The organism is Mesorhizobium sp. M5C.F.Cr.IN.023.01.1.1 (genome assembly GCF_003997585.1).
Classification (GTDB): domain Bacteria; phylum Pseudomonadota; class Alphaproteobacteria; order Rhizobiales; family Rhizobiaceae; genus Mesorhizobium; species Mesorhizobium wenxiniae.
In genome coordinates, this window is the sequence record NZ_RZSU01000011.1 from 66,822 (window position 1) to 93,043 (window position 26,222).

Consider the following 26,222-nt stretch of genomic DNA (forward strand, 5'->3'; position numbering starts at 1 on the left):
ACCGCTTCAATGAAGTGACTTGATCGCGTCCATCACATCCGGCTCGGCCTTGTTGCCATCAAACGCCTCGACGATGCCGAAGGCGCCGCCATAGCTCCAGACCGACCACGAGAAGCCATGGGCTTCTGCGCGCGCGATCATATCCCTGACATAAGCGGCGCGGTATTCGGCCGGCATCACTTGGGCATTGCCGTATTCCTGGCGGATCATGCCGAATTCGCCCAGCGTGATGTTCTCCGGTCTGATGCCGTTGGCCTTTGCCCAGGCCTCGACCCTGGTGAACGGTGCATTCATTGTCTCGAGCAGCTTCTCATCTTTGTCCATGCTGGCGACCTGCTCGTCGAGATAGGCAAGCAAGCCGCTCTGCCTCGTCCATGGCGCCTCGGCCTTGATCCTTGCGCGGATCGTATCGAGCGCTGCCTCCAGCTGGGCGCGCGGGACGGCGCTGAGCGGATAGGGCAGGCCGGTCACATAGGGGATGAAATCGCCGGCCCAGGTCGCGCCCTGATGGGTCAGCAGGAACGGATCGTAGGTATGAAAGGTCCAGATGATGTTGTCGTCCGGGATCGCCTTCGGATCGAACTTTGCCAGCGATGCCGCATTGGAATAGCAGGCGCCGGTCAGGATCAGGGTGAGCTTCGTGGCCGACGAACGCGCCGCCGCGAACAGTCTCTGCTGGCGCTCCGGCCAGAAGCTGGTGCCGTCGGCGTCACAGTCGACGACCGGCTCGTTCATCGGCTCGAAGGCGACTTGGCGCGGATCCTCATCGGCCAGCGTGCGCGCCATCTTGCGCACCACCTCGACATAGGCTTCGAACATTTTCGGGTCGTCCATCACCTCGCCCATGCCGATCTTGCGGCTGCTGCCGCTGGGGATCAGGTGCATGTCGACGATCACCTTCAGTCCGGCACGATTGATCATGCGCACCGAGTCCAGCACGCTGGCATAGAGATTGTCGCGCAGCGTCAGGGTCTCGCCGGACAGGAACGGCGACGGATCGACCGGCATGCGCAGGAAATCGAAGCCGGCGCTCTTCAGCGCCTTGAGGTCATCGTCATTGAGGAACTTGCGCCACTCGGGATAGGGCAGGATTGTCTGCGGGTCGCTCCATTTGTCCTCGCCAGGCCAGGTCGTCCATTGGTCGAGATTGAGGCCGCGCTTCATCGAAAAGCTCGCTGTCTGGGCCGGCATCACCAGCGCGGCAAGCACGAGTAGCGCCGCCATCAAGGTCTTGATCATCGCCGTCAACAGTGCCATCCGGTTCTTGCGCCAAGCCAGTGCGTGTCGCCCAAGAGTGTGTAGCGGTTTTTGGGACAACGACACGCAAGGAAACAACCACCTAAAGTGCGTCGCGCTTTAGGTGCCCGGTCAGGCCCAAAAAGGAAAGCGCAATGGACGATCATGGTGAATCGGCGGCGCTCGGCGCCGGGCTTTCCGGCGCGCTGACGGAATTCGGCCATCGGCTGATGGCGCGGGTCTACTATGCCGACACCGATTTCTCCGGCGTCGTCTACCACGCGCGCTATCTCGAATTCTTCGAGCGCGGCCGCTCCGACTATCTCCGGCTTGCCGGCGTCCATCACACCGAGCTCGCCGAGGGCAAGCATGGCGAAAAAATAATCTGGGTGGTGCGGCGCATGGAGATCGACTTCCGCGGATCCGCCCGCATGGACGACATCTTGACCATCGAGACGCGCACCGAGGACATTTCGGGCGCCCGCATCTTCATGGCGCAGCAGCTGAAGCGCGGCGGCGAGGTGTTGGTCGAGGCGCGGGTCGAGGCGGCGATCATCGGCGAGAATGGCCGGCCAAAACGTTTTCCGAAGGAATGGATCGCAGCCTTCATGCCCAAGACAAACCGGTAAGTTCAAATCGGTAAGTTACTGACGCCAATGATCCGGTGACGATGCCTGGCGGCTCGCCCAAGGCGCGGCAATGCGCCGCGCTGTACGTCCTAACCCATCCTTAACCATAACGGTTCATGAAGAGAGTGGTAAAGATTGGAGGAATCCAGCGCCTTCCTTTCACCAACATTTGCCCCGAAAAGGCCGCCAACGGTGCATTTTGGGGTTATGCCGCAAGCTTTGCGCGCGAACGGACCACAAGGGATGCCCATGGGCCAGCCGCCAGCCGTGCCAAGAAAATCTTAAGGACGTAACCATGGAAAATATCGCACTCGCCGAACCGGGCGCGCATTTGTCGATTTGGGCGCTGTTCATGCAGGCCGGCTGGGTGGTCAAGCTGGTCATGATCGGGCTGCTCTGCGCCTCGATCTGGACCTGGGCGATCATCGTCGACAAGCTCGTCGCCTATGGCCGCATGCGGCTCGCGCTCAATCGCTTCGAACAGGTGTTCTGGTCGGGGCAGTCGCTGGAAGAGCTCTACCGCACGCTCGCCGACCGAAAAACGTCGGGCATGAGCGCCATCTTCGTCGCCGCCATGCGCGAATGGAAAAAAAGCTTTGAGAAGGGCGCGAAATCGCCGCTTGGCCTGCAGACCCGCATCGACAAGGCGATGGACCTGGCGCTGACCCGCGAAATGGAAAAGCTGGAAGGACGGCTTGGCTTTCTCGCCACCACCGGCTCGGCGGCGCCCTTCATCGGCCTGTTCGGCACCGTGATCGGCATCATGACCTCGTTCCAGGCGATCGCCGCATCCAAGAATACCAGCCTGTCGGTGGTCGCACCCGGCATTGCCGAAGCGCTGCTGGCCACGGCAATAGGCCTGCTCGCGGCCATCCCCGCCGTCATCGCCTACAACAAGCTGTCGTCGGACGCCAGCAAGATCGCCGTGCGCATGGAAGGGTTCGCGGACGAGTTCTCCGCCATACTCTCGCGCCAAATCGATGAAAAAGTCGCGCAGAAGACCTGAGGAACAATCATGGGAATGTCTGTAGGCGCGGGTGGCGGGGGACGCGGTGGTCGCGGCCACAGGCGGCGCGGCCGCCATCACGCGATGATATCGGAAATCAACGTCACGCCGATGGTCGACGTGATGCTGGTGCTGTTGATCATCTTTATGGTCGCGGCGCCACTGCTGACGGTCGGCGTGCCGATCGACCTGCCGGACACGCAGGCCAAGGCGATGAATGTCGACACGCAGCCGATCACGGTCTCCATCAACTCCGCCGGCCAGATCTATCTCCAGGAGACCGAAATCCCGGTTGAGGAACTGGTGGCGAAGCTGCAGGCGATCTCGAAGACCGGCTATGACGAGCGCATCTTCATCCGCGGCGACAAGTCGACGGACTATGGCACCGCCATGAAGGTGATGGCCCGCATCTCGGCCGCCGGATACAAGAATATCGGCCTGGTTTCACTGCAGGAACAGGATCAATAGACGCAAGATGAGGACCGGCCTCACCACATCGGTGATCTTGCACGCAGTGGCGATAGCCTTCGGGCTGTTCACACTGTCGGCGCCGGCTGCATTGCCGGCGTCCGATGCCGAGTCGCTGGCGGTCGAAATCGTGCCGATGGAAGCGATCGCGCAGATACAGCAGGGCGACAAGAAGGCTGCGGTGAGTGAAAAGCCGGCGCCATTGCCGACCCAGCGCCCGGACATCGTGGCCGACGCGCAGACGGTCGGTGAGAATAGCGTCGATACCGACAAGCCGCCGACGCCGGAGCCCAAGCCCAAGCCGGTCGATAAGGCTGAGGCGCCACCGCCCGCACCGACGCCGAAAGATAAGCCCAAGCCCGAGGATGTGCCGAAGCCGAAGGAACAGCCCAAGCCTGTCCCGGCGACGGAGGTCGCACCGGTCCCGCAGCCAAAGGAAGAGGTCAAGCCCGAGCCTGTCAAGCAGGCGGAGCCCAAGCCGACACCGGCCAAGGAGCCGGCGCCGACGCCGCCGCAGGACAAGACCGCCGCCATCGACCCGCAGCCTGAGGTCAAGCCGGACGCCGTTGCCGAAGCAATAACGAAAGAGCAGCCCACCGAGACGACGCAGCTTCCGGACTCTGCGCCTGCCCCGCAGGCGCGGCCGAAGCCGCAGCCGGCCCAGGCCGAAAGCGCCAAGGCGCCGGAGCGCAAGGACGCCGACAAGCCGGTCAAGGAGGCCTCGTCCAAGCCGAAATCGGAAGACAAGCAGTTCAATGCCGACGAGATTTCGGCGCTGCTCGACAAGCGGAAGCCGTCCGGCGGCGGCGCCAAGCGTTCAACCCAGCAGGCATCGCTCGGCGGGGACAAGACGCAGGGCCAGAAGCTTTCAAGGTCGGAGCAGGGGGCGTTGGAGGCTCAGCTTGGTGGTTGCTGGACCCTGCCGGTAGGGCTCGAGGGCTCCGAGAATTTCATCGTCGTAGTCCGGTTCAACCTCGATGCCTCCGGCAAGCTGGACGGACGCCCATCTGTCGAAAAGTCGAGCGGAAGCCGCCCGTTCGACGAAAGTGCCGTGCGCGCGGTTCAGAAATGCGATGTGGCCGGCCTGCAGGTTCCCGCAGGCAAACAAGACATCTGGGCCGACGTGCGGGTCACCTTCGATCCACGGGAGATGCTCGGCCTATAGGTCTGGCGGCCCTAGAATCATTGAAGAGAAGCGAGAAGACATGAAATCCATCCTCAAGCCGCTCCTGATGATCGTAGCGATGGCGCTGGGCATGACTGCCGCCGCCATCTTGCCGGCGCGGGCGCTCGTTGAGCTCAACGTCAACAAAGGCAATGTCGAGCCGCTGCCGATCGCCATCACCGATTTCCAGGGCGGCGATGCGTTGGGCGCGGAGATTTCCGGCATCGTCAGCGCAGACCTGAAACGCTCCGGCCTGTTCGCGCCGATCGACAAGAGCGCCTTCATCGAAAAGATCTCCAATCCGGATGCTACGCCCCGCTTCGAGGACTGGAAGGTGATCAATGCCCAGGCGCTAGTCACCGGCAGCGTTAGCAAGGAGGCCGATGGCCGCGTCCGCGCCCAGTACAGGTTGTGGGACACCTTTGCCGGCCAGCAGATGTCGGGCGAGCAGTTCTTCGCCAACGACGCCAATACGAGGCGCGTCGCTCATATCATCGCCGATGCGATCTATGAGCGGCTGACCGGCGAGAAGGGCTATTTCGACACGCGCGTCGTCTTCATCGACGAATCGGGCGCAAAGAACGCGCGCAAGAAGCGCCTCGCCATTATGGACCAGGACGGCGCCAACGTCCGCTATCTGTCGGACGGCAGGTCGATCGTGCTGACCCCGCGTTTCTCGCCAAACCGGCAGGAAATCACTTACATGTCGTATGAAAGCGGCCAGCCGAAGGTCTATCTGCTGCAGATCGAGACCGGGCAGCGCGAACTGGTCGGCGACTTTCCCGGCATGACCTTTGCGCCGCGCTTTTCGCCCGACGGCCAGAAGGTGATCATGAGCCTGCTGCGCGACGACGGCAATTCCAACATCTTCGCCATGGACTTGAGAAGCCGCTCGACGACCAGGCTCACCAATTCGACGGCCATCGACACCTCGCCGTCCTATTCGCCGGATGGCAGCAAGGTGGTGTTCACCTCCGACCGCGGCGGCCGCGCGCAGATTTATGTGATGGGCGCCGACGGTTCGGGCCAGACCCGCATCTCCTTCGGCGACGGCGTCTATTCGACGCCGGTATGGTCGCCGCGCGGCGATCTCATCGCCTTCACCAAGCAGACTGCCGGCGAATTCCAGATCGGCGTCATGCGCGTCGACGGTTCGGGCGAGCGCATCCTTTCAACCGGCTTCCAGCAGGAGGGGCCGACCTGGGCGCCCAACGGGCGGGTGCTGATGTTCTTCCGCGATTCAGCCGGCGGGCCGAAACTCGTTTCGGTCGATCTCACTGGGCGCAACGAGCAGTCGATCCCGACCGCGAATTTCGCGTCGGACCCGGCCTGGTCGCCGCTGCTCGAGTGAGAGAGGAATTGGAGAAATGAAGAATTGAAGAGATGGAGAAAACGGGATTCCTCAACTCTTCAATTCGCTCCTTTCCACGGCTTGGTCGCGTTTTAGCCGCATTTCCGCCTAGGGTCCGCGCGCATCGTGGACCCGTCGGGCGGCCCCTGGCAAAACGGCTGCGGACGGCAGCCGAAACCAAATTTTAACCGTGTTTCTTGAACGCCGGTTAACCCAAACGTGGTTACTGGACGATCAACGAAATCACTCGAATTGCGAAGGAGAGGCGGCATGGGCCGTATCGCAGCACTTACTAGAAACCCGGTGATGATCGCGCTGGTGGCGTCGCTCGCCATTGCCGGTTGCGCCTCGAAGAAGACCCCGAACAGCGCCGCCGATCTCGGTCTCAGCGGCGCCGGGGCGGCAACGCCCGGATCGGCCCAGGACTTCACCGTCAACATCGGTGACCGCATCTTCTTCGATACGGATTCGTCCTCGATCCGCGCCGACGCGCAGACGACGCTTTCGCGACAGGCGCAGTGGCTGAACCAGTATAGGCAGTATGCCATCGTTATCGAAGGCCATGCCGACGAGCGCGGCACGCGCGAATACAATCTGGCGCTCGGCGCCCGCCGTGCCGCCGCCACCCGCGACTTCCTCGTCGCCAGGGGTGTTTCCGCCCAGCGCCTGAAGACCATTTCTTACGGCAAGGAGCGTCCGGTCGCGGTTTGCGACGACATCTCCTGCTGGTCGCAGAACCGCCGCGCCGTCACCACGATCAGCGGCGCCGGTTCTTGATCGGCAGAAATGCAACACATATGTGCGAAAGGCGGCCGCGGCCGCCTTTTTCATGTTCGGCGCCCGTATATGGGACTTGAAACAAAATTTGGCCGAAGTTCCTGCGTCCTGCTAAGAGCCGAGGCGCCTGACGGTTCCACTCCGATCGGAAGGCACGCAACAGGCTAACAATATCACGGCGAGAGGCACATGCATTTCAGATCGGTCTTGAGCGGCACACTTGCGCTGCTGCTCGTATCAAGCGTCGCCACACTTGCTGGCGGTACGGGGGCAAGCGGTAATGAGCAACAACCGCCGAAAGGCGGCTTTTCCTTCCAGTTGCCGACGCTCAAGCTGCCCGGCATTTTCGGTGAAAGAAAGAAACCGGATCAGGTTCAATTCGCCCAGGATGGCACCGGCACTACGGCGCTGGAGGAACAGCTCCGCCGGATGAATGGCAAGATTGAGGAGCTCAACTTCCAGGTGCTGCAGATGCAGGAGCAGATCCGCAAGCAGCAGGAAGACAACGAGTTCCGCTTCCAGCAGTTGGAAGGCGGTTCGCAAGGCGCGCAGCAACCGGCCGAGCAGAAGAAGTCGGACGCCACCACCAACACCGACAGCAGCGTCGCCGAGGCTCCGGCGACTCACGCGCCGGCCGCTGCGGGCTCACCGCCCGCCGGCGACCAGAGCGGGGAGGTCATCGTCGAATCGCCGACGGGCGAACCCGGCACGGTGATCCCGGGCACTCCGCCGAAGACGTTCGGCACCATCACCGTCGACAAGAACGGCAATGTGATCGACGCCGACGGCAACACCCAGGCACATGCACCGGCGCAGAACACTGCCCCTGCCACCAGCGACCAAGCCCCCGGTGACCAAGCCGCTGGCACGCAGGCTGGCAAGTCCGACGACACGGTGGTCGCGGCCCTGCCCGCCACCGACGACCCCGAGGAGCTTTACCGCAACTCCTACCAATTCATCCTGTCGGGCGACTACAGCACTGCCGAACAGGGTTTTCGCGACCACATCGCCCGCTTCCCCAAGAACGCCAAGGCAGCGGACGCGCATTACTGGCTGGGTGAGTCGCTGCTCGGCCAGCAGAAATACCGCGACGCGGCCGAGACTTTCCTCGCCGCCAGCAAGGACTATCCGAAGGCCAAGAAGGCTCCCGACATGCTGCTGAAGCTCGGTGTCTCGCTGGTCGGATTGAACCAGCGCGACGTGGCCTGCGCCACTTTCGGCGAGATCGGCAAGCGCTATCCCAACGTTTCCGGCACGCTCAAGGAACGCGTCAAGCAGGAAAGGGCGCTCGCGGCGTGTTAGTTTTTCTCTTGCATGTCGTTGCCCCAAAACCGGGCCCACTTTTGGGCGACATGCATTGACGCTCGAAACCGAGCCTGACCCTTCGGTTTTTTCGCAGATCGACTTTACCAACGGCGCTGTTGCGGCCGTATCCGGCGGCAGCGACTCGACCGCCCTTCTCCTTCTCCTCAAAGATCACCTCGACCGTACCGCGCCCGCAACGAAATTGCTGGCTGTGACGATCGATCACGGTCTGCGGCCGGGCTCGGCAGCGGAAGCGCAAGCCGTCGCCAGGCTTTGCCTCGGGCGCGGCATTGCCCACCGCACCCTGGTCTGGTCCGGGCGCAAGCCCTCGACCGGCATGCCGGCTGCCGCGCGAGAGGCACGCTACCGGCTGCTGGCCGAGGCAGCGCAGGCGGAAGGTATCGGCCTGATCCTGACCGGCCACACTGCCGACGACCAGGCCGAGACCGTGCTGATGCGGAAAGCACGCGAGGATGGGGCACGCCAAGATGGGCGAGGTCTCGCCGGCATGGCGCCCGCCACCCTTTACGACTGGCGGATCTGGATCGCACGGCCGCTTCTCGGCACCCGGCGGGCGGCGCTGCGCGAAGTCCTGCAGCGCGCGAATGTCGGCTGGGTCGAAGACCCGACCAATGAAGACGAGGCTTTCGAGAGGCCGCGTATCCGCGCAGGGCTTGCCGGCCGCAATGGTACCCAGCGCGTGGAAGACGCGGTGGCGCTGGCCGCGCGGGCTGCGGTGGAGCGCGAACAGCTTGGCCGTCGCGCGGCCGCGCTGATCCGCGGCTTTGCCAGCAGGCCCGCCGCCGGCCTTATCCGTCTCGATCCGGGCTTTGCGACGGCCGGCGACGAGGCGGCGGCCGTCTACGCGCTGCGCATCCTGCTGGCGACTGTCGGCGGCGTTGCCTTTCTGCCCGACCAGGTTCGCAGCGAGGCGCTGCTCGATCGGCTGAGGGCCGCCCCGTTTTGCGCCACATTGTCGCGGACGGTGATCGATGCACGGCGTGCCGGCCTCTTCCTGCGTCGCGAAACCCGCAACCTGCCGCCCGCTGCTCCTGCCGTGGACAATGCCCTTTGGGACGGCCGCCGGAGGATCAAATTGGGCGACGAGCCAGGTGCATTTTTGATCGCGCCGCTCGGCGCGGCTCGTGCCGCAAAACAGGCAATTCCCGAAGACGGCACGCCGCCAAGCCTTTTCCGCGCGGCTCTGGCGGCCGAGCCGGTGCTGTGGCGCGCAAGTGAACTTCCTGGCGAATGCCTTGGTTCGGCGCAGGACAGCCCGGTCTTGCCGGGAATGGCGGTATGCCCGGTGGTCGCGCCCTTTGCCCGCTTCCTGCCGTCCTTCGACCTGGCGCCGGCCGGAACTGTCGCCGCGCTGATCGGCGCGCCGCTGCATCCTGCCACGCCTTTTAGCGGCCACACTGCCGGTTGATCGTGGGCGAAAGCTTAACCGCGACATGCTGTTCTGCTTGGCAAGGGAAGGCGCCATCCCTATGTTAGACCCAAGTTTCCTCTCACGACGCGTGTCCGCCAACGGACACCAACGGGACAATTGATGAATCCGAATTATCGCAATCTCGCGCTCTGGGCGATCATAGCGGTCCTGCTCATCGCTCTCTTTAATCTGTTCCAGACGCCGCAGACGCGCGGAGCAGCGAGCGATGTTCCCTATTCGCAGTTCCTGCAGGATGTCGCGGCCGGCCGGGTCAAGACGGTGACCATAGCGGGTGCCCGCATCTCAGGCACCTATACCGACACCTCTACCGGCTTCCAGACCTATTCGCCGGGTGATCCGTCGCTGGTTTCGAGACTTCAGGACAAGAACGTCACCATCAACGCGCGCCCCGAATCCGACGGTTCCAATTCGCTGTTCGGCTATCTCATCTCCTGGCTGCCGATGATCCTCATCCTTGGCGTCTGGATATTCTTCATGCGCCAGATGCAGTCCGGCTCCGGCCGCGCCATGGGTTTCGGCAAGTCGAAGGCGAAGCTTTTGACCGAAGCGCATGGCCGCGTCACCTTCCAGGACGTCGCCGGCGTCGACGAAGCCAAGCAAGATCTGGAAGAGATCGTCGAATTCCTGCGTGATCCGCAGAAGTTCCAGCGGCTTGGCGGCAAGATCCCGCGCGGCGTGCTGCTTGTCGGTCCTCCCGGGACCGGCAAGACGCTGCTTGCCCGTTCGGTCGCGGGTGAGGCCAACGTCCCGTTCTTCACCATTTCCGGCTCGGACTTCGTCGAGATGTTCGTCGGCGTTGGCGCCAGCCGCGTCCGGGACATGTTCGACCAGGCCAAGAAGAATGCGCCCTGCATCATCTTCATCGACGAAATCGACGCGGTCGGTCGCCATCGCGGCGCCGGCCTCGGCGGTGGCAACGACGAGCGCGAGCAGACGCTGAACCAGTTGCTGGTCGAAATGGACGGCTTCGAATCCAATGAAAGCATCATCCTGATCGCCGCCACCAACCGGCCGGACGTGCTCGATCCGGCGCTGCTCAGGCCCGGCCGTTTCGATCGCCAGGTGGTGGTGCCGAACCCGGACATCGTCGGCCGCGAGAAGATCCTGAAGGTGCATGTGCGCAACGTGCCGCTGGCGCCCAATGTCGACCTCAAGGTGATCGCACGCGGCACGCCGGGCTTTTCCGGCGCCGACCTGATGAACCTCGTCAACGAATCCGCCCTGATGGCGGCGCGGCGTAACAAGCGCCTTGTCACCATGGCGGAGTTCGAGGACGCCAAAGACAAGATCATGATGGGTGCCGAGCGCCGCTCGTCGGCCATGACCCAGGCCGAGAAGGAACTCACCGCCTATCACGAGGCCGGCCACGCCATTCTGGCGCTGAACGTGCCGTCGGCCGATCCTCTGCACAAGGCGACCATCATCCCGCGCGGCCGGGCGCTTGGCATGGTCATGCAGCTGCCGGAAGGCGATCGTTATTCGATGAGCTACAAGTACATGATCTCGCGCCTCGCCATCATGATGGGTGGCCGCGTCGCCGAGGAGTTCAAGTTCGGCAAGGAGAACATCACCTCGGGCGCCTCCTCGGACATCGAGCAGGCAACCAAGCTGGCGCGCGCCATGGTCACGCGCTGGGGCTTCTCCGACAAGCTCGGCCATGTCGCCTATGGCGATAATCAGGAAGAGGTCTTCCTCGGCCATTCGGTGGCGCGCACGCAGAACGTCTCGGAAGAGACGGCGCAGATCATCGACGCCGAAGTGCGCCGGCTGATCGACGAGGCCTATTCGACGGCGAAATCCATCCTGACCAAGAAGAAGAAGGAATGGATCGCGCTGGCGCAGGGGCTGTTGGAATATGAGACGCTGTCCGGCGAGGAGATCAAGCAGCTGATCGCTGGCCACAAGCCCGCCCGCGATCTCGGCGACGACACGCCGCCAAGCCGTGGCTCGGCCGTGCCGAAGTCCGGCAGCCGCCGCAAGAAGGGTCCGGAGCCCGAAGGCGGCATGGAGCCTCAGCCGTCAAGCTAGGGTCCGGCTCAGGAGATTGAGTCGAAAACGCCGCGGCTTGGACCGCGGCGTTTTTTGTTCAGGAGGTGCCGACTGCCGATCACGGCGCGAAGCCTCTCACCCCCACCGCATTCGCTCCTATAACTGGATTCGGCAATTGTTGAGTTACGAGGGCGCGCTGTCCGGCCGACCTCTCAAGACCTGGGTTCCTCGCCCCCGCAAAGCGGGGGAGAGGTGGCCGCGAAGCGGCCGGAGAGGGGTTTCGTAGGGCGCAGATCCCCCTCTCCGTCTCGGCTTCGCCGAGCCACCTCTCCCCCACTCTCGTGGGGGCGAGGAACCCAAGCTGGAATGATGCCGCGATCCTTCCCCTCTGTCCTGCCAATCTCCCCATCAAAGGGGAGATTGGCAGTGGCTTCACCGGCGCCCGCAGGACCGTCCGCCGCCACCGGCAACAAAAAAGCCCGCGAACCTTGCGGTTCGCGGGCCTTCCATCTTTCAGATGCTGCCGCCGATCAGCTCTTCAGCGCGGCATTGCAAAGGCTGTAGAAGCCGCCACCCTTCTGGATCCACTTGAGGCCACCCAGCGTATCGGCCTCCTTGTTGGCGTGGTACTGGTCGCGGCAGGTGTGCATGCGGCCCTTGGCCGGGGTTTCGCTGCTATACTTGGTGGAGATCGCCTTCGGAAACGTCACACCCTGGGGAGCGGTGACGGTCGGCGTTTCCGGGTGGCTGGTGAGGCTTGCCTGATCGGCTGCCGGCATGGTGTCGTCGTCGGAACCACCGGCACCGCACTGGCTCATGCGGAAGTCGTTCCACTTCATGCCGTTCAGAGTGTTGCCGGTCTTGGCCGCCTGATATTTGGCGCTGCAATCCGCCCTGCTGAGGCCGTTGCGTGCGTTGGCAGTCGCCGCTGCCTTGGTCGTCGCGGCGGCGGGTTCCACGGTCGCGCTGGCGCCGGCGGCGCATTCGCTCTTGCGGAAGTCATTCCACTTCGTGCCGTTCAGCGTGCCGGCGGCCTTTGCAGCCTGGTATTTGGTGCTGCATTCTTTCGCCGCCAGGCCCGGTGCCGCGTCGGAAATTGCAGCGCTGGTGCTGTCCGCCGCGGCTGGCGTGGCGTCGGCGGCGTCGGTACCGCATTCTGCCTTGCGGAACTGGTTCCAGTTCTGCCCGCCAAGTGTTCCGGCGTCCTTTGCCGCGTTATACTTGGTGCTGCATTCAGCCATGGTCAGCGCATTGGCGGGCGCCGCCAGGAATAAGGTCACGACGGCGAGACCCGTCAAAGTGGCAAGTCGATGGATGAGCATGCGTCTTCTCCCTCAGATGTTCACGATATGTACCAAGCAAGCAATAGCACTCAACGGCTGGTTGCGCCAGAGGCTAAATGGTGTAAAAGCGGTCGGAAAGTGCATTATTTCGATATAATCGTAGCCAGACCCTGTCCGCCAGGTAGATTTTCCCGAGCGCATTTGCACGGAAAACGCGCATAGAGCGAACACAGTGAGGGACTGCCTGACATGGCGGGTTGGATCGAGTGTCACCGGTGCGGCGCAACTGAATGCCTGATCCAGGGCCACTCGACCCGCGGATTGCGAATTCAGTGCCTCCCGACTGACACAACAAAGAATCCAGATGCAGTCTGTAGTTCCTGAACGCTGCTGCCGCAACCAGGGCAGGAAACTTGAAAATCCACGCACGAACGTGACACAAAACACACAAAACAACAATTTTCTAAGGATTGGTGACCTATAATCATGCATTGTGATGATAGGGCTCGGGCCAATTTATGGCATGACGTGCCGGAAAAGAACCATCGGGAAGCTGGCTAGCATGGCAGGAAGTTATTTCGGTACGGACGGCATTCGCGGGCGCGCCAACAGGTTTCCAATGACGGCGGAGGTCGCCATGAGGGTCGGCATGGCCGCCGGCCTTTCGTTCCAGCGCGGCAACCATCGCCACCGCGTCGTGCTCGGCAAGGACACCAGGCTTTCCGGCTACATGATCGAGAATGCGATGGTGTCGGGTCTGTGCGCCGCCGGCATGGACGTGTTCCTGCTCGGCCCCATTCCGACGCCCGCGGTCGCCATGCTGGTGCGCTCGTTGCGCGCCGACATCGGCGTGATGATCTCGGCCTCGCACAATCCTTACTACGACAACGGTATCAAGCTGTTCGGCCCAGATGGCTACAAGCTCTCCGATGAGATCGAGGAGCGCATCGAGGGGATGCTCGACAAGGATATCGACCTGGCGCTCGCCGATTCGGACGGGCTCGGCCGCGCCAAGCGCGTCGACGGCGTCCATGACCGCTACATCGAATTCGCCAAGCGCACGCTGCCGCGCTCGATGTCGCTTTCGGGCCTCCGCATCGTCGTCGATTGCGCCAATGGCGCCGCCTACAAGGTGGCGCCCGAGGCGCTGTGGGAACTCGGCGCCGAGGTCGTCGCCATCAATGTCGACCCCAACGGCTTCAACATCAACAAGGAGTGCGGCTCGACCCATCCGGCCGGCCTGCAGAAGAAGGTCCACGAAGTGCGCGCCGATATCGGCATCGCGCTCGACGGCGATGCCGACCGCGTCGTCATCGTCGACGAGAACGGCGCGATCGTCGACGGCGATCAGATCATGGCGCTGATCGCTGAGTCCTGGCATCAGAGCGGGCGGCTGGCCGGCGGCGGCGTCGTCTCGACGGTGATGTCCAATCTCGGCCTCGAACGCTTCCTCGGCGACATGAACCTGCAGTTGCACCGCACCAAGGTCGGCGACCGCTATGTCGTCGAGCACATGCGTGCGCACGGCCTGAATGTCGGCGGCGAACAGTCGGGCCACATCGTGCTGTCCGATTTTTCCACCACCGGCGACGGCCTCGTCTCGGCGCTCCAGGTGCTCGCCTGCATCAAGCGGCAAAACCGGCCGGTCAGCGAACTGTCGAAGAAATTTGCGCCGGTGCCGCAGCTGCTGAAGAACGTCCACATTTCCGGCGGCAAGCCGCTCGAGGAAGCCCTGGTCAAGGCGGCGATCGAAGATGGACGCCACCGCCTGGGCAAGGCTGGCCGCCTGGTCATCCGGCCATCCGGCACGGAACCGCTCATCCGCGTCATGGCGGAAGGCGACGATCAGCAGCTGGTCGAGGCCGTCGTCAACGACATCGTCGAGGTCATTTCGGAAACGCGCAGCGCCGCCTGATCCTGCAGCTTTTGCCAGTTTGAAAGCCCGCCTTCCGGCGGGCTTTTTTGTTGGGTTGCATTCCAATGAATCCAGGGAAACGACGAAATCCTGAAAGATTTAGAGGTACATGGTTAAGCGATACGGTTAAACGCGTTTTAACTTTTCCAATTCATTATCCATGACTGAAGCCAATCAGATTCGGACGCGTTCGCTGTGCCGAGGGTTCTCAGGGGTGACAAGCATGTTCAATACAGCAAGAATGGCCCTCTTTGCCGCGCTGCTCGCGGGCGTGGCCGGACCAGTGTTCGCTGCCGACTTCGTCGAGCCGCCCGTGGTCGAGCCGGCCCCGCCGCTGCCCGTCTACGAGCAGCCGGTCGAATATGGCGGCTGGTACATTCGCGGCGACATCGACTACCACTGGTCGAGGTTCCGCGGCGGCGACTACATCACCTACGGGCCGGATCCTGGCACCGGCCGCTTTGACAGCGGCAAGCTGGAGGGCGCCTTCTCGGCCGGCGCCGGCGTCGGTTACCAGATCAACCAGCATTTTCGCACCGACCTGACCGCGGACTGGATGAGCAAATCCGATTTCCGCGGCTCGACCAGCGGCATCTGCCTCGATGGAGATCCCTGCACTTCGACCGACACCTCGTCCTATACGGCACTGCTGCTTCTCGCCAACGCCTATGTCGATATCGGCACATGGCACGGCATCACGCCCTATGTCGGCGCCGGCATCGGCGGCGCCTGGGTCAAGTGGGATACGCTGCATAACGTCAGTGAGGACGGTTCGTTTGAGCATAGCGGCGGCAAGGGCTGGCGTTTTGCCTATGCCGCCATGGCTGGCGCATCTTACTGCCTGACCGATCGTGTCAAGCTCGATGTCGGCTACCGCTACAGCCATATCGAAGGCGGTAAGATGTTCGACTTCGCCAGCGGCGTCGGTCCGGGCCATGACAAAGGCATCAATGTGCACGAAGTGCGCGGCGGCCTGCGCTACCAGTTCGGCAACTCGGGCTGCGCTCAGCCGGAGCCGATCGCCTACGAACCCGAACCGGTCTACACCAAGTAATCGCTTCGAGAGCAGGGTTACGGACCGCCCGGCGAAAGCCGGGCGGTTTTCGTTTGGCCGGGAAAGCGCATCAAAATCAATTCGCTAACCCCTTGTTATCCTTAACCGCCACTTAACCACTATGGTTAACAATGCTTCCTGAAACGTCGCTCGCGATCGCGAATGGCGCCACCTTCGGGAGCCGGGATCATGACAGTCAAATCGCGTATAGCGCTGGCGCTTGCAGCAATCGCCCTGACGCCGCTGTCGCAGGCACTTGGTGCCGACTACGATCCGCCGATCTACGTCGACCAGGCGCCGGATTATGTGCCGGTCGAAGTCGGTTCGGGATGGTATCTGCGGGGCGATGTCGCTTATTTGCCGGAAAAGAGTTTCGAAGATGAGGACTTCGCCTTCACACCGGCGAGCTTCAGCGACAATGAAGATCCGATCTTTGCCAGCATCGGCTTCGGCTACCATTTCAACGACTATCTGCGTGCCGATCTCAATTTCGGCTATCTGCCCGGCAACAAGATCGGCGTCGGCTATGATGACGGAACGACCGTGGCATCAGCGTCCCTGAAGAACTACGCCTTCTCGGGCATGCTCAATGGCTATGTCGATCTTGGCACCTATGTCGGGATCACGCCCTATCTCGGCGCGGGTATCGGAATCGTCCAGAGCAATCGCAAGCTTTCGGCGAGCTATTTCACCGACAACAATGACCCTACCGACGATTTTGTTCTGCAGGACGACAAGACCCAGTATTCCTTTGCCTATACGCTTAATGCGGGCCTTGCCTATCAAGTGTCCAAGAATGTTTCCGTCGATCTGGGCTATCAGTACTTTTCCGCGCCCGACGCCGAATATGCGACTGCCGAGAGTCTAACTTCATATACGATCGACAAAGGGATCAGCAATCATCAGGTCAAGCTCGGGTTGCGCTACGATCTCTGGTAGGAGCTGCGCGGGCGACAATCAAGACGGCGGATCTTCGGGTCCGCCGTTTGCGTTTTAAGCCATGGCATTTTCGCCGCGTGCGACCAGTATCCTGCCAGCGACAAAAACTTTCCCCTTGACGCCTGACGCCTGAACGCATATCGCCGTCCGTGGGCCACCCCTCCCCAACGAGGGGCCACTATCTGGAAGGATAGACCACAATGACGACGCGTACGAAGCCCGGACTCCGTCCGGCAAATCCCAATTTTTCCTCAGGTCCCTGTGCAAAACGTCCCGGCTGGTCGGTCGAGGCGCTGACCAATGCCGCGCTCGGACGCTCGCACCGCGCCAAGATCGGCAAGACCAAGCTCGAACAAGCGATCGAGCTGACGCGGGAAGTTCTCCAGATTCCGGCGGATTATCGCATCGGCATCGTGCCGGCGTCGGACACCGGCGCGGTCGAGATGGCGCTGTGGTCGCTGCTCGGCCAACGTGGCGTCGACATGATCGCCTGGGAGAGTTTCGGTTCCGGCTGGGTCACCGATGTGGTCAAGCAGCTGAAGCTTGCCGACGTGCGCAGGATCGAAGCCGGTTACGGCGCGCTGCCGGATCTGACAAAAATCGACTTCGACCGCGATGTGGTCTTCACCTGGAACGGCACGACATCAGGCGTGCGTGTGCCGAACGGCGATTTCATTCCGGCCAGCCGCAAGGGCCTGACCGTCTGCGACGCGACGTCGGCGGCCTTTGCGCAAAAGCTCGATTTCCAGAAGCTCGATGTCGTCACCTTCTCCTGGCAGAAGGTGCTGGGCGGCGAAGGTGCGCACGGCATGCTGATCCTCAGCCCGCGCGCCGTCGAGCGGCTGGAAAGCTACAAGCCCGCCTGGCCGCTGCCGAAAATCTTTCGCCTCACCTCGGGCGGCAAGCTCATCGAAGGCATCTTCAAGGGCGAGACCATCAACACTCCATCGATGCTGTGCGTCGAGGACTATCTCGACGCGCTGCGTTGGGCGAAGTCGATCGGCGGCCTCGACGCATTGATTGCCCGCGCCGACGCCAATGCCGCCGTAATCGACGGTTTTGTCGACAAATCTGCATGGCTCGGCCATCTGGCCACCGACCCGGCGACGCGGTCGAACACGTCCGTCTGTCTTTCCTTTACCGACCCGGATGTCGCTGGGCTCGATGCCGACGGACAAGCGGCGTTCGCCAAGGGCATCGTCTCGACGCTCGACAAGGAAGGCGTCGCCTACGATATCGGCGCCTATCGCGATGCGCCGCCCGGCCTGCGCATCTGGTGCGGCGCGACGGTCGAGACCTCCGACCTCGAAGCGCTGCTGCCTTGGCTCGACTGGGCCTTTGCCGCACAAAAGGCGTCGCTCAAGGCGGCCGCCTGAGTTTCCCGTGGCGGCCCTCGGGGCCGCCCATTCCCAAACGGATCAAATCTCATTTGAAGGAGGCCGCCATGGCACCCCGCGTTCTCGTCTCAGACAAACTCTCCACCACCGCCGTTCAGATCTTTAGGGATCGCGGCATCGACGTCGACTACCTGCCCGATCTCGGCAAGGACAAGGAAAAGCTGCTCGAAGTGATCGGGCAGTATGACGGCCTCGCCATCCGTTCGGCGACCAAAGTCACCGAAAAGCTGATCAACGCCGCCACCAGGCTCAAGGTGGTCGGCCGCGCCGGCATCGGCGTCGACAATGTCGACATCCCGGCGGCGAGCCGCAAGGGCATCATCGTCATGAACACGCCGTTCGGCAATTCGATCACCACCGCCGAGCATGCCGTCGCCATGATCTTCGCGCTGGCCCGCCAGATACCGGAAGCCAATGCCTCGACCCATGCCGGCAAATGGGAAAAGAACCGCTTCATGGGCATCGAGATCACCGGCAAGACGCTGGGCATCATCGGCTGCGGCAATATCGGCTCGATCGTGGCCACGCGCGGCGTCGGCCTGAAGATGCACGTCATCGCCTTCGACCCGTTCCTGTCGGACAGCCGCGCCGAGGAGCTCGGCGTCGAGAAGGTCGAACTGGACGAGCTGTTCACCCGCGCCGATTTCATCACTCTGCACACGCCATTGACCGACAAGACGCGCAACATCATCGACGCCGCGGCAATCGCCAAAATGAAGACCGGCGTGCGCATCATCAACTGCGCCCGTGGCGGGCTGATCGTCGAGGCCGACCTGATCGCGGCGTTGAAAAGCGGCAAGGTGGCGGGCGCTGGCATCGATGTGTTCGAGGTAGAGCCGGCGGAGAAAAGTGAGCTGTTCGGCATGGAGCACGTGGTGGCGACGCCGCATCTCGGTGCGTCGACGATGGAGGCGCAGGAGAATGTCGCCCTGCAGGTCGCCGAGCAGATGGCCGACTATCTGATCAAGGGCGCTGTTTCCAACGCCATCAACATGCCGTCGATCACCGCCGAGGAGGCGCCGCGCCTGAAGCCTTTCGTCAAGCTTGCCGAAGTGCTCGGCGCCTTTGTCGGCCAGGTCACTGAGGATCCGATCAAGGAGGTCGAAATACTGTTCGACGGCTCGACCGCGACGATGAACACGCGCGCGCTGATCAGCGCCACTCTTGCCGGGCTGATCCGGCCGCAGGTCTCCGACGTCAACATGGTGTCGGCGCCGATCATGGTGAAGGAGCGCGGCATCATCGTCGCCGAGGTCAAGCGCGACAAATCCGGCGTGTTCGACGGCTACATCAAGCTGACGGTCAAGACCGAGCATAGGACGCGTTCGATCGCCGGCACCTGCTTCTCGGACGGCAAGCCGCGCTTCATCCAGATCAAGGGCATCAACCTCGACGCCGAGGTCGGCCAGCACATGCTCTACACGACGAATGCCGATGCGCCGGGCATCATCGGCCTGCTCGGCACGGTCTGCGGCGAGAACGGCGTCAACATCGCCAACTTCCAGCTTGGCCGCAACCGGCCTGGCGGCGATGCCATTGCACTGCTTTATCTCGATGCGCCGTTCCCGGAAAACGTGCTGGAACAGGTGCGGGCGCACAAGTCGATCGACTCCGCCAAGCGGCTGCATTTCGATGTGGGCGCCTGAATCATGCCCGCGCGCCCCGCGTGCTATACAAGCACGCGGGGCGTTTCGACAATGTGGCTGACAGGCTCTGGATTGCACCATCCCCGTGCGGCATCGAATATTTGCCGGCTAAATCGCCATCTTCTTTCCGCTGTATTCGGCGAGGCTGATACCGCCAAGCACCAGCACGAGGGCCAGTCCCTGATAGAGCTGGAATGTCTCACCGACGATCAGCACCGACAGCAGCGTGCCGAAGATCGGCACCAGGTTGATGAACAGGCCAGCCCGGTTACGATCAGTTCGTTGCCCCGGATGTAAAAGATCTGCGAGACGACTGAGGCGCCGATCGCGGTGTAGAACGCTATCGCCCAGCCGCGCGCATCGGGGACGATGACCTTGCCGGCGGCCACTTCCCACAGGAAGAAAGGCAGCGAGGTGACAAGTGCGGCAATCGACAGCGCCAGCATCAGGCTTTGCCAGCGTATAGCCGGCTTCAGCCGCAGCCCGACCGAGTAGAAGCTGTAGCAAAGCACCGCGATCAGCATGATGGCGTCGCCGAAGTTGAGATCCAGCTTGAGAAGCAGGCGCAGATCGCCATGGCTGGCTGTCAGGGCGACACCGACAATCGTCAGCACGACGCCGGCGATCTGCACCAGATTCACACGCAGGCGAAACAGCACGAAATTGGCGAGGATGATCACGATCGGTATCGCCGCCTGCTCGATCGAGACGTTGATCGCCGTCGTGTAGTTGAGCGCCGTGTAGAAGATCGCGTTGAAGAAGGTGAAGCCGCAAGCGCCGAGCCCGCCAAGCAGCAACCAATGCTTGCGCACCACCGGCCAGTCCTCGCGCAGCGTTCGCCAGCCGAGCGGCAGCATGATCAGAACGGCCAGAACCCAGCGCAGGAACACCAGCGTCATCGGCGAGACGTGGTCGACCGCCAGCTTGCCGGCCACGGAGTTGCCGCCCCACAGCAAGGTGGTGAACAGCAGGAACAGATAGGCGGTTCGATGCATAGCTAAAATTTCCAGCCGGGAGGGCAGGCGAAGGGTCTTTTGCCGACCTATTGTGGTGGTTCGCCCAAGTAAATGATGTCAAAGGCGAAAATTGTTGTGCCTGAGGGTGCTTTCGGCGGTAAAGAATGGTCGCGCTCGCCGGGTCTTGACGTTATAGAGCGACGTGCGTCCACTGGACGGACAAAGTACGCGTCTCAGGCTTGAATGTTCGCATCGTGCTTTCCGAAAATCGATTCCGATTTTCCGGCCTATGCGATAGAAGCCTGTCGTTTCGAACTATTTCAACCCGCTCCGAGCGGCGCCTCAAGGGAAAAGAAACATGGCCAATGTGGTGGTCGTCGGCTCGCAATGGGGCGACGAGGGCAAAGGCAAGATCGTGGACTGGCTGTCGGAACGCGCCGACGTCGTCGTACGCTTCCAGGGCGGCCACAATGCCGGCCATACGCTGGTCGTCGACGGCAAGGTCTACAAGCTGTCGCTGCTGCCGTCCGGCGTGGTGCGGCAAGGCAAGCTGTCCATCATCGGCAATGGCGTCGTCTTCGATCCGCACGCCTTCGTCGCGGAAGTGGCGAAATTGAAGGCGCAAGGCGTCGAGGTGACGCCGGAGCGCCTGAAAATAGCCGAAAACACCGCGCTTATCCTGTCCTTGCACCGGGAGCTGGACGGATTCCGCGAAGACGCCGCCACCAATTCCGGGACGAAGATCGGCACGACCCGTCGTGGCATCGGCCCTGCCTATGAGGATAAGGTGGGCCGGCGCGCCGTCAGGGTGATGGATTTGGCGGATTTGGAAACGCTGCCCTTGAAGGTCGACAGGCTGCTGACGCACCACAATGCGCTGCGCCGTGGGCTCGGCCACGCCGAAGTCACGCATGACGCAATCATGAGTGAGCTGATTTCGGTCGCCGACGAGATCCTGCCCTATATGGACCGTGTCTGGAAGATCCTCGACGACAAGCGCCGCGCCGGCGAACGCATCCTGTTCGAGGGCGCGCAAGGCACGCTGCTCGACATCGACCACGGCACTTATCCGTTCGTCACCTCGTCCAACACGGTAGCTGGTCAAGCCGCCGCCGGATCCGGCGTCGGCCCGGGTGCCATCGGCTATGTACTCGGCATCACCAAGGCCTATACGACGCGTGTCGGCGAAGGTCCGTTTCCGACCGAACAGAAGAACGAGATCGGCGAGTTCCTGGGCACGCGCGGCCATGAGTTCGGCGTCGTCACCGGCCGCAAGCGCCGCTGCGGCTGGTTCGATGCGGTGCTGGTTCGTCAGGCCGTGGCCGTCAACGGCATCAAGGGCATTGCGCTGACCAAGCTCGACGTGCTCGACGGGCTGGACGAGATTAAGGTCTGCACCGGCTATCGTCTCGATGGCGAGGCGATCGATTATCTGCCGGCCAGCCAGGGTGCGCAGGGGCGCGTCGAACCCATCTATGAGACGCTGGAGGGCTGGAAAGGCACCACCGCCGGCGCCAGAAGCTGGAACGATCTGCCGGCCCAGGCAGTCAAATATGTCCGTCACATCGAGGAGCTGATCGGCGCGCCGGTCGCACTCCTTTCCACCAGCCCTGAACGGGACGACACAATACTTGTGACCGATCCGTTTCAAGACTAGATTCCAGGCTATTCCGGGCATCGCGGCCGCTTTGCGGGGGCCGGCCCAGAAACGAAATGCAGGTCGACTGAAGCATGGCAGATTTTGTTGGTGCTCTGAAAAAGACGCTCGACGGCCTTGGCAATCCGACGCCGGAGATACGCGCGAGGGTCTATGACAAGGCCCGTTCGACGATCGCGGACAAGCTGGCCAAGAACATACCGCCGCTGGCGCCTTCGGTCGTTGCCCAGCATAAGCGCACCCTGGAGGACGCCATCGCCAGCGTCGAGCGGGAGTACGCCAAGCCTGCGCCGGCATCTGATCCGCTGTCGGAGCTGGAGGACATCTTCTCCTCCATCGACCGCAACAAGAACCAACCCAGCCATGTCCGGCAGCCGGCAAAGGCCGAGCCGGCATGGCAACCGGCAAAGACCGAGCCGACATGGCAGCCGGCGCCTGCCGCCAAAGCCGCGCCGAATTGGCAAAAACCGCCATCCGTTGCTTCTCCTCCAGAGCGCACCGATACGGTGCCTTCGGACGCGAATTTTCCGGCGGCGGACGAGAAGAGCGATACGTTTCGAGACGATGTCTTTGCCAACGACGAGGAGCCGGCGCCGGACACCTTTCAGCGTCTGCGTCCTGCCGAGCGCAAGCGCAGCTATGGCGGGCTGATCGCCGCTGTCGTCGCTTTGCTCGTCGTCGCCGGCGGCGGCTACGGCGTCTGGCTGAATAAGGACGAGTTCAGCAACATGATGGGTCTCAACAGCACGACTGTTGCAACCATAGAACCGTTGGTGAAGCCGACCCCGGCCGAGCCCGCTACCGAGGCCGCGGCAAGGCCCCCGGCCGCAGCGGCTCCAACGGATGCCGAGGGCACAAAGTTCACCCAGCGGCTGACACCGGAGGGCGGTGAGGTCGATCCCGGCCCCGCTTCAGGACAAAGCGGTATCGGAGAGGGCGAATCCGTCGCAGCACTGACCACACCGCCGCCGCCGGCCGCACCTGCGCCTGCAGCGCCGGCCGGCGATACGCCAGCTACGACTGCGCCCGCCACGCCGGGCGCTGCCCCCACAACACCGCCTGCCGATGAAGCAACGCCGGCGCCGGGGGCGCCGACCGATAGCGCGGCCGCCCCGGCAGCGCCGGCCCCGGGTGCTGCGCCGGCCGCGCCGACAGCCGCGCCTGCGGAAACCGCGCTGGCGGTCGGCCAAAAGGCAATCTTCTACGAGGAGCGTACCAGCACCGCCCAAGGATCTGCCGAGCCCGGCAGCATCGTCTGGTCGCTGGTGCAGGAATCGCCCGGCGGCAATCTGCCGCCCGAGCCGGCAATCCGCGCCGAAGCGAGCATTCCGGGCAAGGACGTGCAGCTGCGCATGACCATCCGCCGCAACACCGACCAGACACTGCCGGCCAGCCATATCATCGAGATGATTTTCCTGACGCCCGATGGTTTTGACGGCGGCGGCGTCGACAATATCCTGCGCGTTGCCATGAAGGGCTCTGAACAGGATGCCGGCAGCCCGCTGATCGGCATCCCGGCCAAGATCGCCGACGGCTTCTTCCTGGTCGCTCTCAACGACACCAAGGCGGACGAAGACGCCAATCTGACCCTGCTCCGGGGGCAGAACTGGATAGACGTGCCGGTCGTCTACAAGACCGGACGGCGGGCGCTGCTCACCATGGAAAAGGGCATTCCCGGCGAGAAGGTGTTCGATGAGGCGCTGAAGGCCTGGCAAACAAAGACGGCGGGCTGAGGCCGGCTCACCAGCTCAACGCTCCCTTTGGCTCAGAAGCCTTGGAACAGCATGTCGAGTGCGGCCACGATGTCGTCGTGACGACTGGAAAGATTTCCTTCGGCAGCAGGCAATTCAGAAGCCATCAAGGCTGACATGAATTGAGTGACCATGACATGGTCACTGCCGTTGATCGTGAAGGTGGGGTTTAGCCGGCGGCTCGGCACCGGGGTCATGTTGGGCGGCATCAGCCTGAACGTCGAGCAGATAGCCGCCGCCTTCAGCTCTTCGGTAGAAATCGTAAAGCGCCATCAAAACGGCCGGTACTTGGCCAGTGGCAGTCCGCCTGACATAGTCTTTAGAGCTCTCGATCGCCTCCCTGTTTTCCTCCTGCCACCGGCGCGTTTTTCGGCTGAAATCGCCTTGGCGATACCCTCCTCGGCGGCGCGAGATATGTTCATACCGAGCGCCTTGGCGTCTTCGATCAATCTGGAGTCGATGGAGGTATTGACCGATTTTCGGCGGCCTTTTGGAGTCGATTGAACATGGAGCAGCTCCCATCCATGCGCATAAGATAGGCGCATAAAAGCACGCATGCTATCCCTACACCTCCATCTCCTCGCGCAGCATCTCCAGCTCCAGCCATTCCTCCTCGAGCGCTGCCAGCGTGGCGCGCTCCTTATCGAGCGCGGCGATGGTCTTCTGGAATGAGGCCGGGTCGCGCTCGTAATAGGCCGGGTCGGCGATGTTGTTCTCCAGCCGTGAGATCGAGGCGTTCACCGCCTCGATCTTCTTCGGCAGTGATTCCAGCGCGAATTTCTGCTTGAACGACAGTTTCTTTGCTGGACCCTTCGGCGCAGCTGCTTCGGTCCTGCCTGCCGCCGCCACTTCGCTGGTCTCCGCCTTCGGCCGCGCCTTGCGATCGTCCAGCCTGGTGCCGCCGCGCTGCGCCAGCATGTCGGAATAGCCGCCGGCATACTCGATCCATCGGCCGCCGCCGTCCGGCGCGATCAGGCTGGTCACGGTGCGGTCGAGGAAATCGCGGTCGTGGCTGACCAGGATGACGGTACCGGCAAAACCGGCGACCAGCTCCTGCAGCAGTTCCAACGTCTCCATGTCGAGATCGTTGGTCGGCTCGTCGAGCACCAGCAGGTTTGCCGGCCGCGCCAGCACACGGGCGAGCAGCAGCCGCGCCCGCTCGCCGCCCGAAAGCTCGCGCACCGGCGTACGCGCCTGTTCCGGCTTGAACAGGAAATCCTTCATATAGGAGACGACGTGGCGCTGCTCGCCATTGATGACAAGGTTCTCGCCGCGCCCGTCGGTGAGGTATTGCGCCAGCGTTTCGGCCGGGTCGACCGCCTCGCGCTTCTGGTCGAGCGTGGCGATCTCCAGATTGGTGCCGAGCCGCACCGAGCCTGAGTCCGGCTTCAATTCGCCGGTCAGCATCTTCAGCAGCGTCGTCTTGCCGGCGCCGTTCGGGCCGACCAGGCCGACACGATCGCCGCGCTGGATGCGGGTCGAGAAGCCCTTGACCACGGTAAGATCGCCAAAGCTCTTCTCGATGTTCTTGGCCTCGATCACCAGCTTGCCGGATTCGGCGGCGTCGCTGGCCACCATGGTCGCCGCACCCTCGGCGCCGCGATGGCCACGAAAACGCTGGCGCATGGTCTGCAGTTCGCCGAGCCGGCGCATGTTGCGCTTGCGCCTTGCCGTCACGCCGTAGCGCAACCAGTGCTCCTCGCGTACGATCTGGCGGCCAAGCTTGTGCTGCTCGCGCTCTTCTTCTTCCAGCACGTTGTCGCGCCATTCCTCGAAATGGCCAAAGCCCTTGTCGAGCCTGCGGGTCTGGCCGCGATCGAGCCAGACAGTGGCGCGTGACACGCGCTCGAGGAAACGGCGGTCGTGCGAAATGACGATCAGCGCCGAAGAGGTGCGGGCAAGCTCCTCCTCCAGCCATTCGATGACCGACAGGTCGAGATGATTTGTCGGCTCATCAAGGAGGAGAATGTCGGGCTCCGGCGCCATGACGCGGGCAAGGGCAGCACGGCGCGCTTCGCCGCCGGAGAGATCGTTCGGCGGTTCCTCGCCGGATAGGCCGAGATGCTCTATCAGATAGGTGGCGCGGTAGGGATCGTCGGCGGGTCCGAGCCCCGCCTCGACGTAGGCGCGGACGCTGGCGAAACCGTCCATGTCGGGCATTTGCGGCAGGTAGCGCACTGTCGCCGAAGGCTGGCGGAACACCTCGCCGTCCTGCGGCTCGATCAATCCCGCAGCGATCTTGAGC

The 26,222-nt window shown here is 62.9% G+C and carries 21 protein-coding genes and 1 pseudogene; 17 read left to right on the forward strand and 5 right to left on the reverse strand.

What is annotated here, in order from left to right; translation table 11 throughout:
* Positions 1 to 6: 6 nt before the first annotated feature.
* A complete protein-coding gene (locus EOA78_RS07140; RefSeq protein WP_127314507.1) occupies positions 7 to 1,257 on the reverse strand; it encodes a cellulase family glycosylhydrolase in 1,251 nt (416 codons plus the stop codon).
* Between the two features lie 134 nt (positions 1,258 to 1,391).
* On the opposite strand from EOA78_RS07140, the gene ybgC reads away from it, so the two are divergent.
* The 9 genes from ybgC (at position 1,392) to ftsH (ending at position 11,418) form a co-directional block, all read left to right on the forward strand.
* Positions 1,392 to 1,865, forward strand: a complete 474-nt coding sequence (ybgC, locus tag EOA78_RS07145; RefSeq protein ID WP_127314508.1) for a tol-pal system-associated acyl-CoA thioesterase — start codon at positions 1,392 to 1,394, stop codon at positions 1,863 to 1,865.
* A 295-nt stretch (positions 1,866 to 2,160) separates the two neighbouring features.
* The gene (tolQ, locus tag EOA78_RS07150) at positions 2,161 to 2,871 is read left to right on the forward strand and encodes a protein TolQ (RefSeq protein WP_127314509.1); all 711 of its coding nucleotides are present in this window, start codon (positions 2,161 to 2,163) and stop codon (positions 2,869 to 2,871) included.
* A gap of 9 nt (positions 2,872 to 2,880) precedes the next feature.
* Positions 2,881 to 3,339, forward strand: a complete 459-nt coding sequence (gene tolR / locus EOA78_RS07155) for a protein TolR (protein ID WP_065011259.1) — start codon at positions 2,881 to 2,883, stop codon at positions 3,337 to 3,339.
* 7 nt (positions 3,340 to 3,346) lie between these two features.
* Complete coding sequence (locus EOA78_RS07160; protein WP_127314510.1) at positions 3,347 to 4,504, forward strand: TonB family protein; 1,158 nt, start codon at positions 3,347 to 3,349, stop codon at positions 4,502 to 4,504.
* Positions 4,505 to 4,544: 40 nt separating this feature from the next.
* The gene (tolB, locus tag EOA78_RS07165) at positions 4,545 to 5,855 is read left to right on the forward strand and encodes a Tol-Pal system beta propeller repeat protein TolB (RefSeq protein WP_127314511.1); all 1,311 of its coding nucleotides are present in this window, start codon (positions 4,545 to 4,547) and stop codon (positions 5,853 to 5,855) included.
* Positions 5,856 to 6,125: 270 nt separating this feature from the next.
* Positions 6,126 to 6,632, forward strand: a complete 507-nt coding sequence (gene pal / locus EOA78_RS07170) for a peptidoglycan-associated lipoprotein Pal (RefSeq protein WP_029348860.1) — start codon at positions 6,126 to 6,128, stop codon at positions 6,630 to 6,632.
* A gap of 189 nt (positions 6,633 to 6,821) precedes the next feature.
* Positions 6,822 to 7,934 carry a tol-pal system protein YbgF gene (gene ybgF / locus EOA78_RS07175; RefSeq protein ID WP_127314512.1) on the forward strand — a complete coding sequence of 371 codons (1,113 nt, stop codon included), beginning with the start codon at positions 6,822 to 6,824 and terminating at the stop codon, positions 7,932 to 7,934.
* 55 nt (positions 7,935 to 7,989) lie between these two features.
* Positions 7,990 to 9,366 carry a tRNA lysidine(34) synthetase TilS gene (tilS, locus tag EOA78_RS07180; protein ID WP_127314513.1) on the forward strand — a complete coding sequence of 459 codons (1,377 nt, stop codon included), beginning with the start codon at positions 7,990 to 7,992 and terminating at the stop codon, positions 9,364 to 9,366.
* 123 nt (positions 9,367 to 9,489) lie between these two features.
* Positions 9,490 to 11,418 carry an ATP-dependent zinc metalloprotease FtsH gene (gene ftsH / locus EOA78_RS07185; RefSeq protein ID WP_065011263.1) on the forward strand — a complete coding sequence of 643 codons (1,929 nt, stop codon included), beginning with the start codon at positions 9,490 to 9,492 and terminating at the stop codon, positions 11,416 to 11,418.
* A gap of 491 nt (positions 11,419 to 11,909) precedes the next feature.
* Here the strand turns inward: ftsH and EOA78_RS07190 are convergent, their stop codons facing one another.
* On the reverse strand, positions 11,910 to 12,701 hold the full coding sequence (locus EOA78_RS07190; protein ID WP_127314514.1) for a hypothetical protein: 792 nt from the start codon (positions 12,699 to 12,701) through the stop codon (positions 11,910 to 11,912).
* A 523-nt stretch (positions 12,702 to 13,224) separates the two neighbouring features.
* On the opposite strand from EOA78_RS07190, the gene glmM reads away from it, so the two are divergent.
* From glmM to serA, 5 genes are all read left to right on the forward strand, one after another.
* The gene (glmM, locus tag EOA78_RS07195; RefSeq protein ID WP_127314515.1) at positions 13,225 to 14,577 is read left to right on the forward strand and encodes a phosphoglucosamine mutase; all 1,353 of its coding nucleotides are present in this window, start codon (positions 13,225 to 13,227) and stop codon (positions 14,575 to 14,577) included.
* Between the two features lie 223 nt (positions 14,578 to 14,800).
* A complete protein-coding gene (locus EOA78_RS07200; protein ID WP_127314516.1) occupies positions 14,801 to 15,631 on the forward strand; it encodes an outer membrane protein in 831 nt (276 codons plus the stop codon).
* A 189-nt stretch (positions 15,632 to 15,820) separates the two neighbouring features.
* Positions 15,821 to 16,570 (forward strand): outer membrane protein, encoded by a 750-nt coding sequence (locus tag EOA78_RS07205; RefSeq protein ID WP_127314517.1) that lies wholly within the window; start codon positions 15,821 to 15,823, stop codon positions 16,568 to 16,570.
* A gap of 200 nt (positions 16,571 to 16,770) precedes the next feature.
* Positions 16,771 to 17,946, forward strand: a complete 1,176-nt coding sequence (locus EOA78_RS07210; protein ID WP_127314518.1) for a phosphoserine transaminase — start codon at positions 16,771 to 16,773, stop codon at positions 17,944 to 17,946.
* A gap of 68 nt (positions 17,947 to 18,014) precedes the next feature.
* Positions 18,015 to 19,613: a phosphoglycerate dehydrogenase gene (gene serA / locus EOA78_RS07215; protein ID WP_127209862.1), complete on the forward strand. Its 1,599-nt coding sequence runs from the start codon at positions 18,015 to 18,017 to the stop codon at positions 19,611 to 19,613.
* A gap of 108 nt (positions 19,614 to 19,721) precedes the next feature.
* Here the strand turns inward: serA and EOA78_RS07220 are convergent.
* Positions 19,722 to 20,608: pseudogene (locus tag EOA78_RS07220) on the reverse strand (DMT family transporter).
* Positions 20,609 to 20,927: 319 nt separating this feature from the next.
* On the opposite strand from EOA78_RS07220, the gene EOA78_RS07225 reads away from it, so the two are divergent.
* Positions 20,928 to 22,226, forward strand: a complete 1,299-nt coding sequence (locus EOA78_RS07225; protein WP_127314519.1) for an adenylosuccinate synthase — start codon at positions 20,928 to 20,930, stop codon at positions 22,224 to 22,226.
* A 74-nt stretch (positions 22,227 to 22,300) separates the two neighbouring features.
* Positions 22,301 to 23,959 (forward strand): hypothetical protein, encoded by a 1,659-nt coding sequence (locus EOA78_RS07230; protein WP_127314520.1) that lies wholly within the window; start codon positions 22,301 to 22,303, stop codon positions 23,957 to 23,959.
* Positions 23,960 to 23,991: 32 nt separating this feature from the next.
* Here the strand turns inward: EOA78_RS07230 and EOA78_RS07235 are convergent, their stop codons facing one another.
* The gene (locus tag EOA78_RS07235; RefSeq protein WP_348628467.1) at positions 23,992 to 24,186 is read right to left on the reverse strand and encodes a CcdB family protein; all 195 of its coding nucleotides are present in this window, start codon (positions 24,184 to 24,186) and stop codon (positions 23,992 to 23,994) included.
* On the opposite strand from EOA78_RS07235, the gene EOA78_RS36945 reads away from it, so the two are divergent.
* The gene (locus EOA78_RS36945; RefSeq protein ID WP_245477421.1) at positions 24,110 to 24,481 is read left to right on the forward strand and encodes a hypothetical protein; all 372 of its coding nucleotides are present in this window, start codon (positions 24,110 to 24,112) and stop codon (positions 24,479 to 24,481) included. The genes EOA78_RS07235 and EOA78_RS36945 overlap by 77 nt on opposite strands.
* Positions 24,482 to 24,541: 60 nt before the next feature.
* Here EOA78_RS36945 and EOA78_RS07245 read toward each other — a convergent pair.
* On the reverse strand, positions 24,542 to 26,222 hold a 1,681-nt coding region (locus EOA78_RS07245; RefSeq protein WP_127314522.1), incomplete at its 5' end, for an ATP-binding cassette domain-containing protein.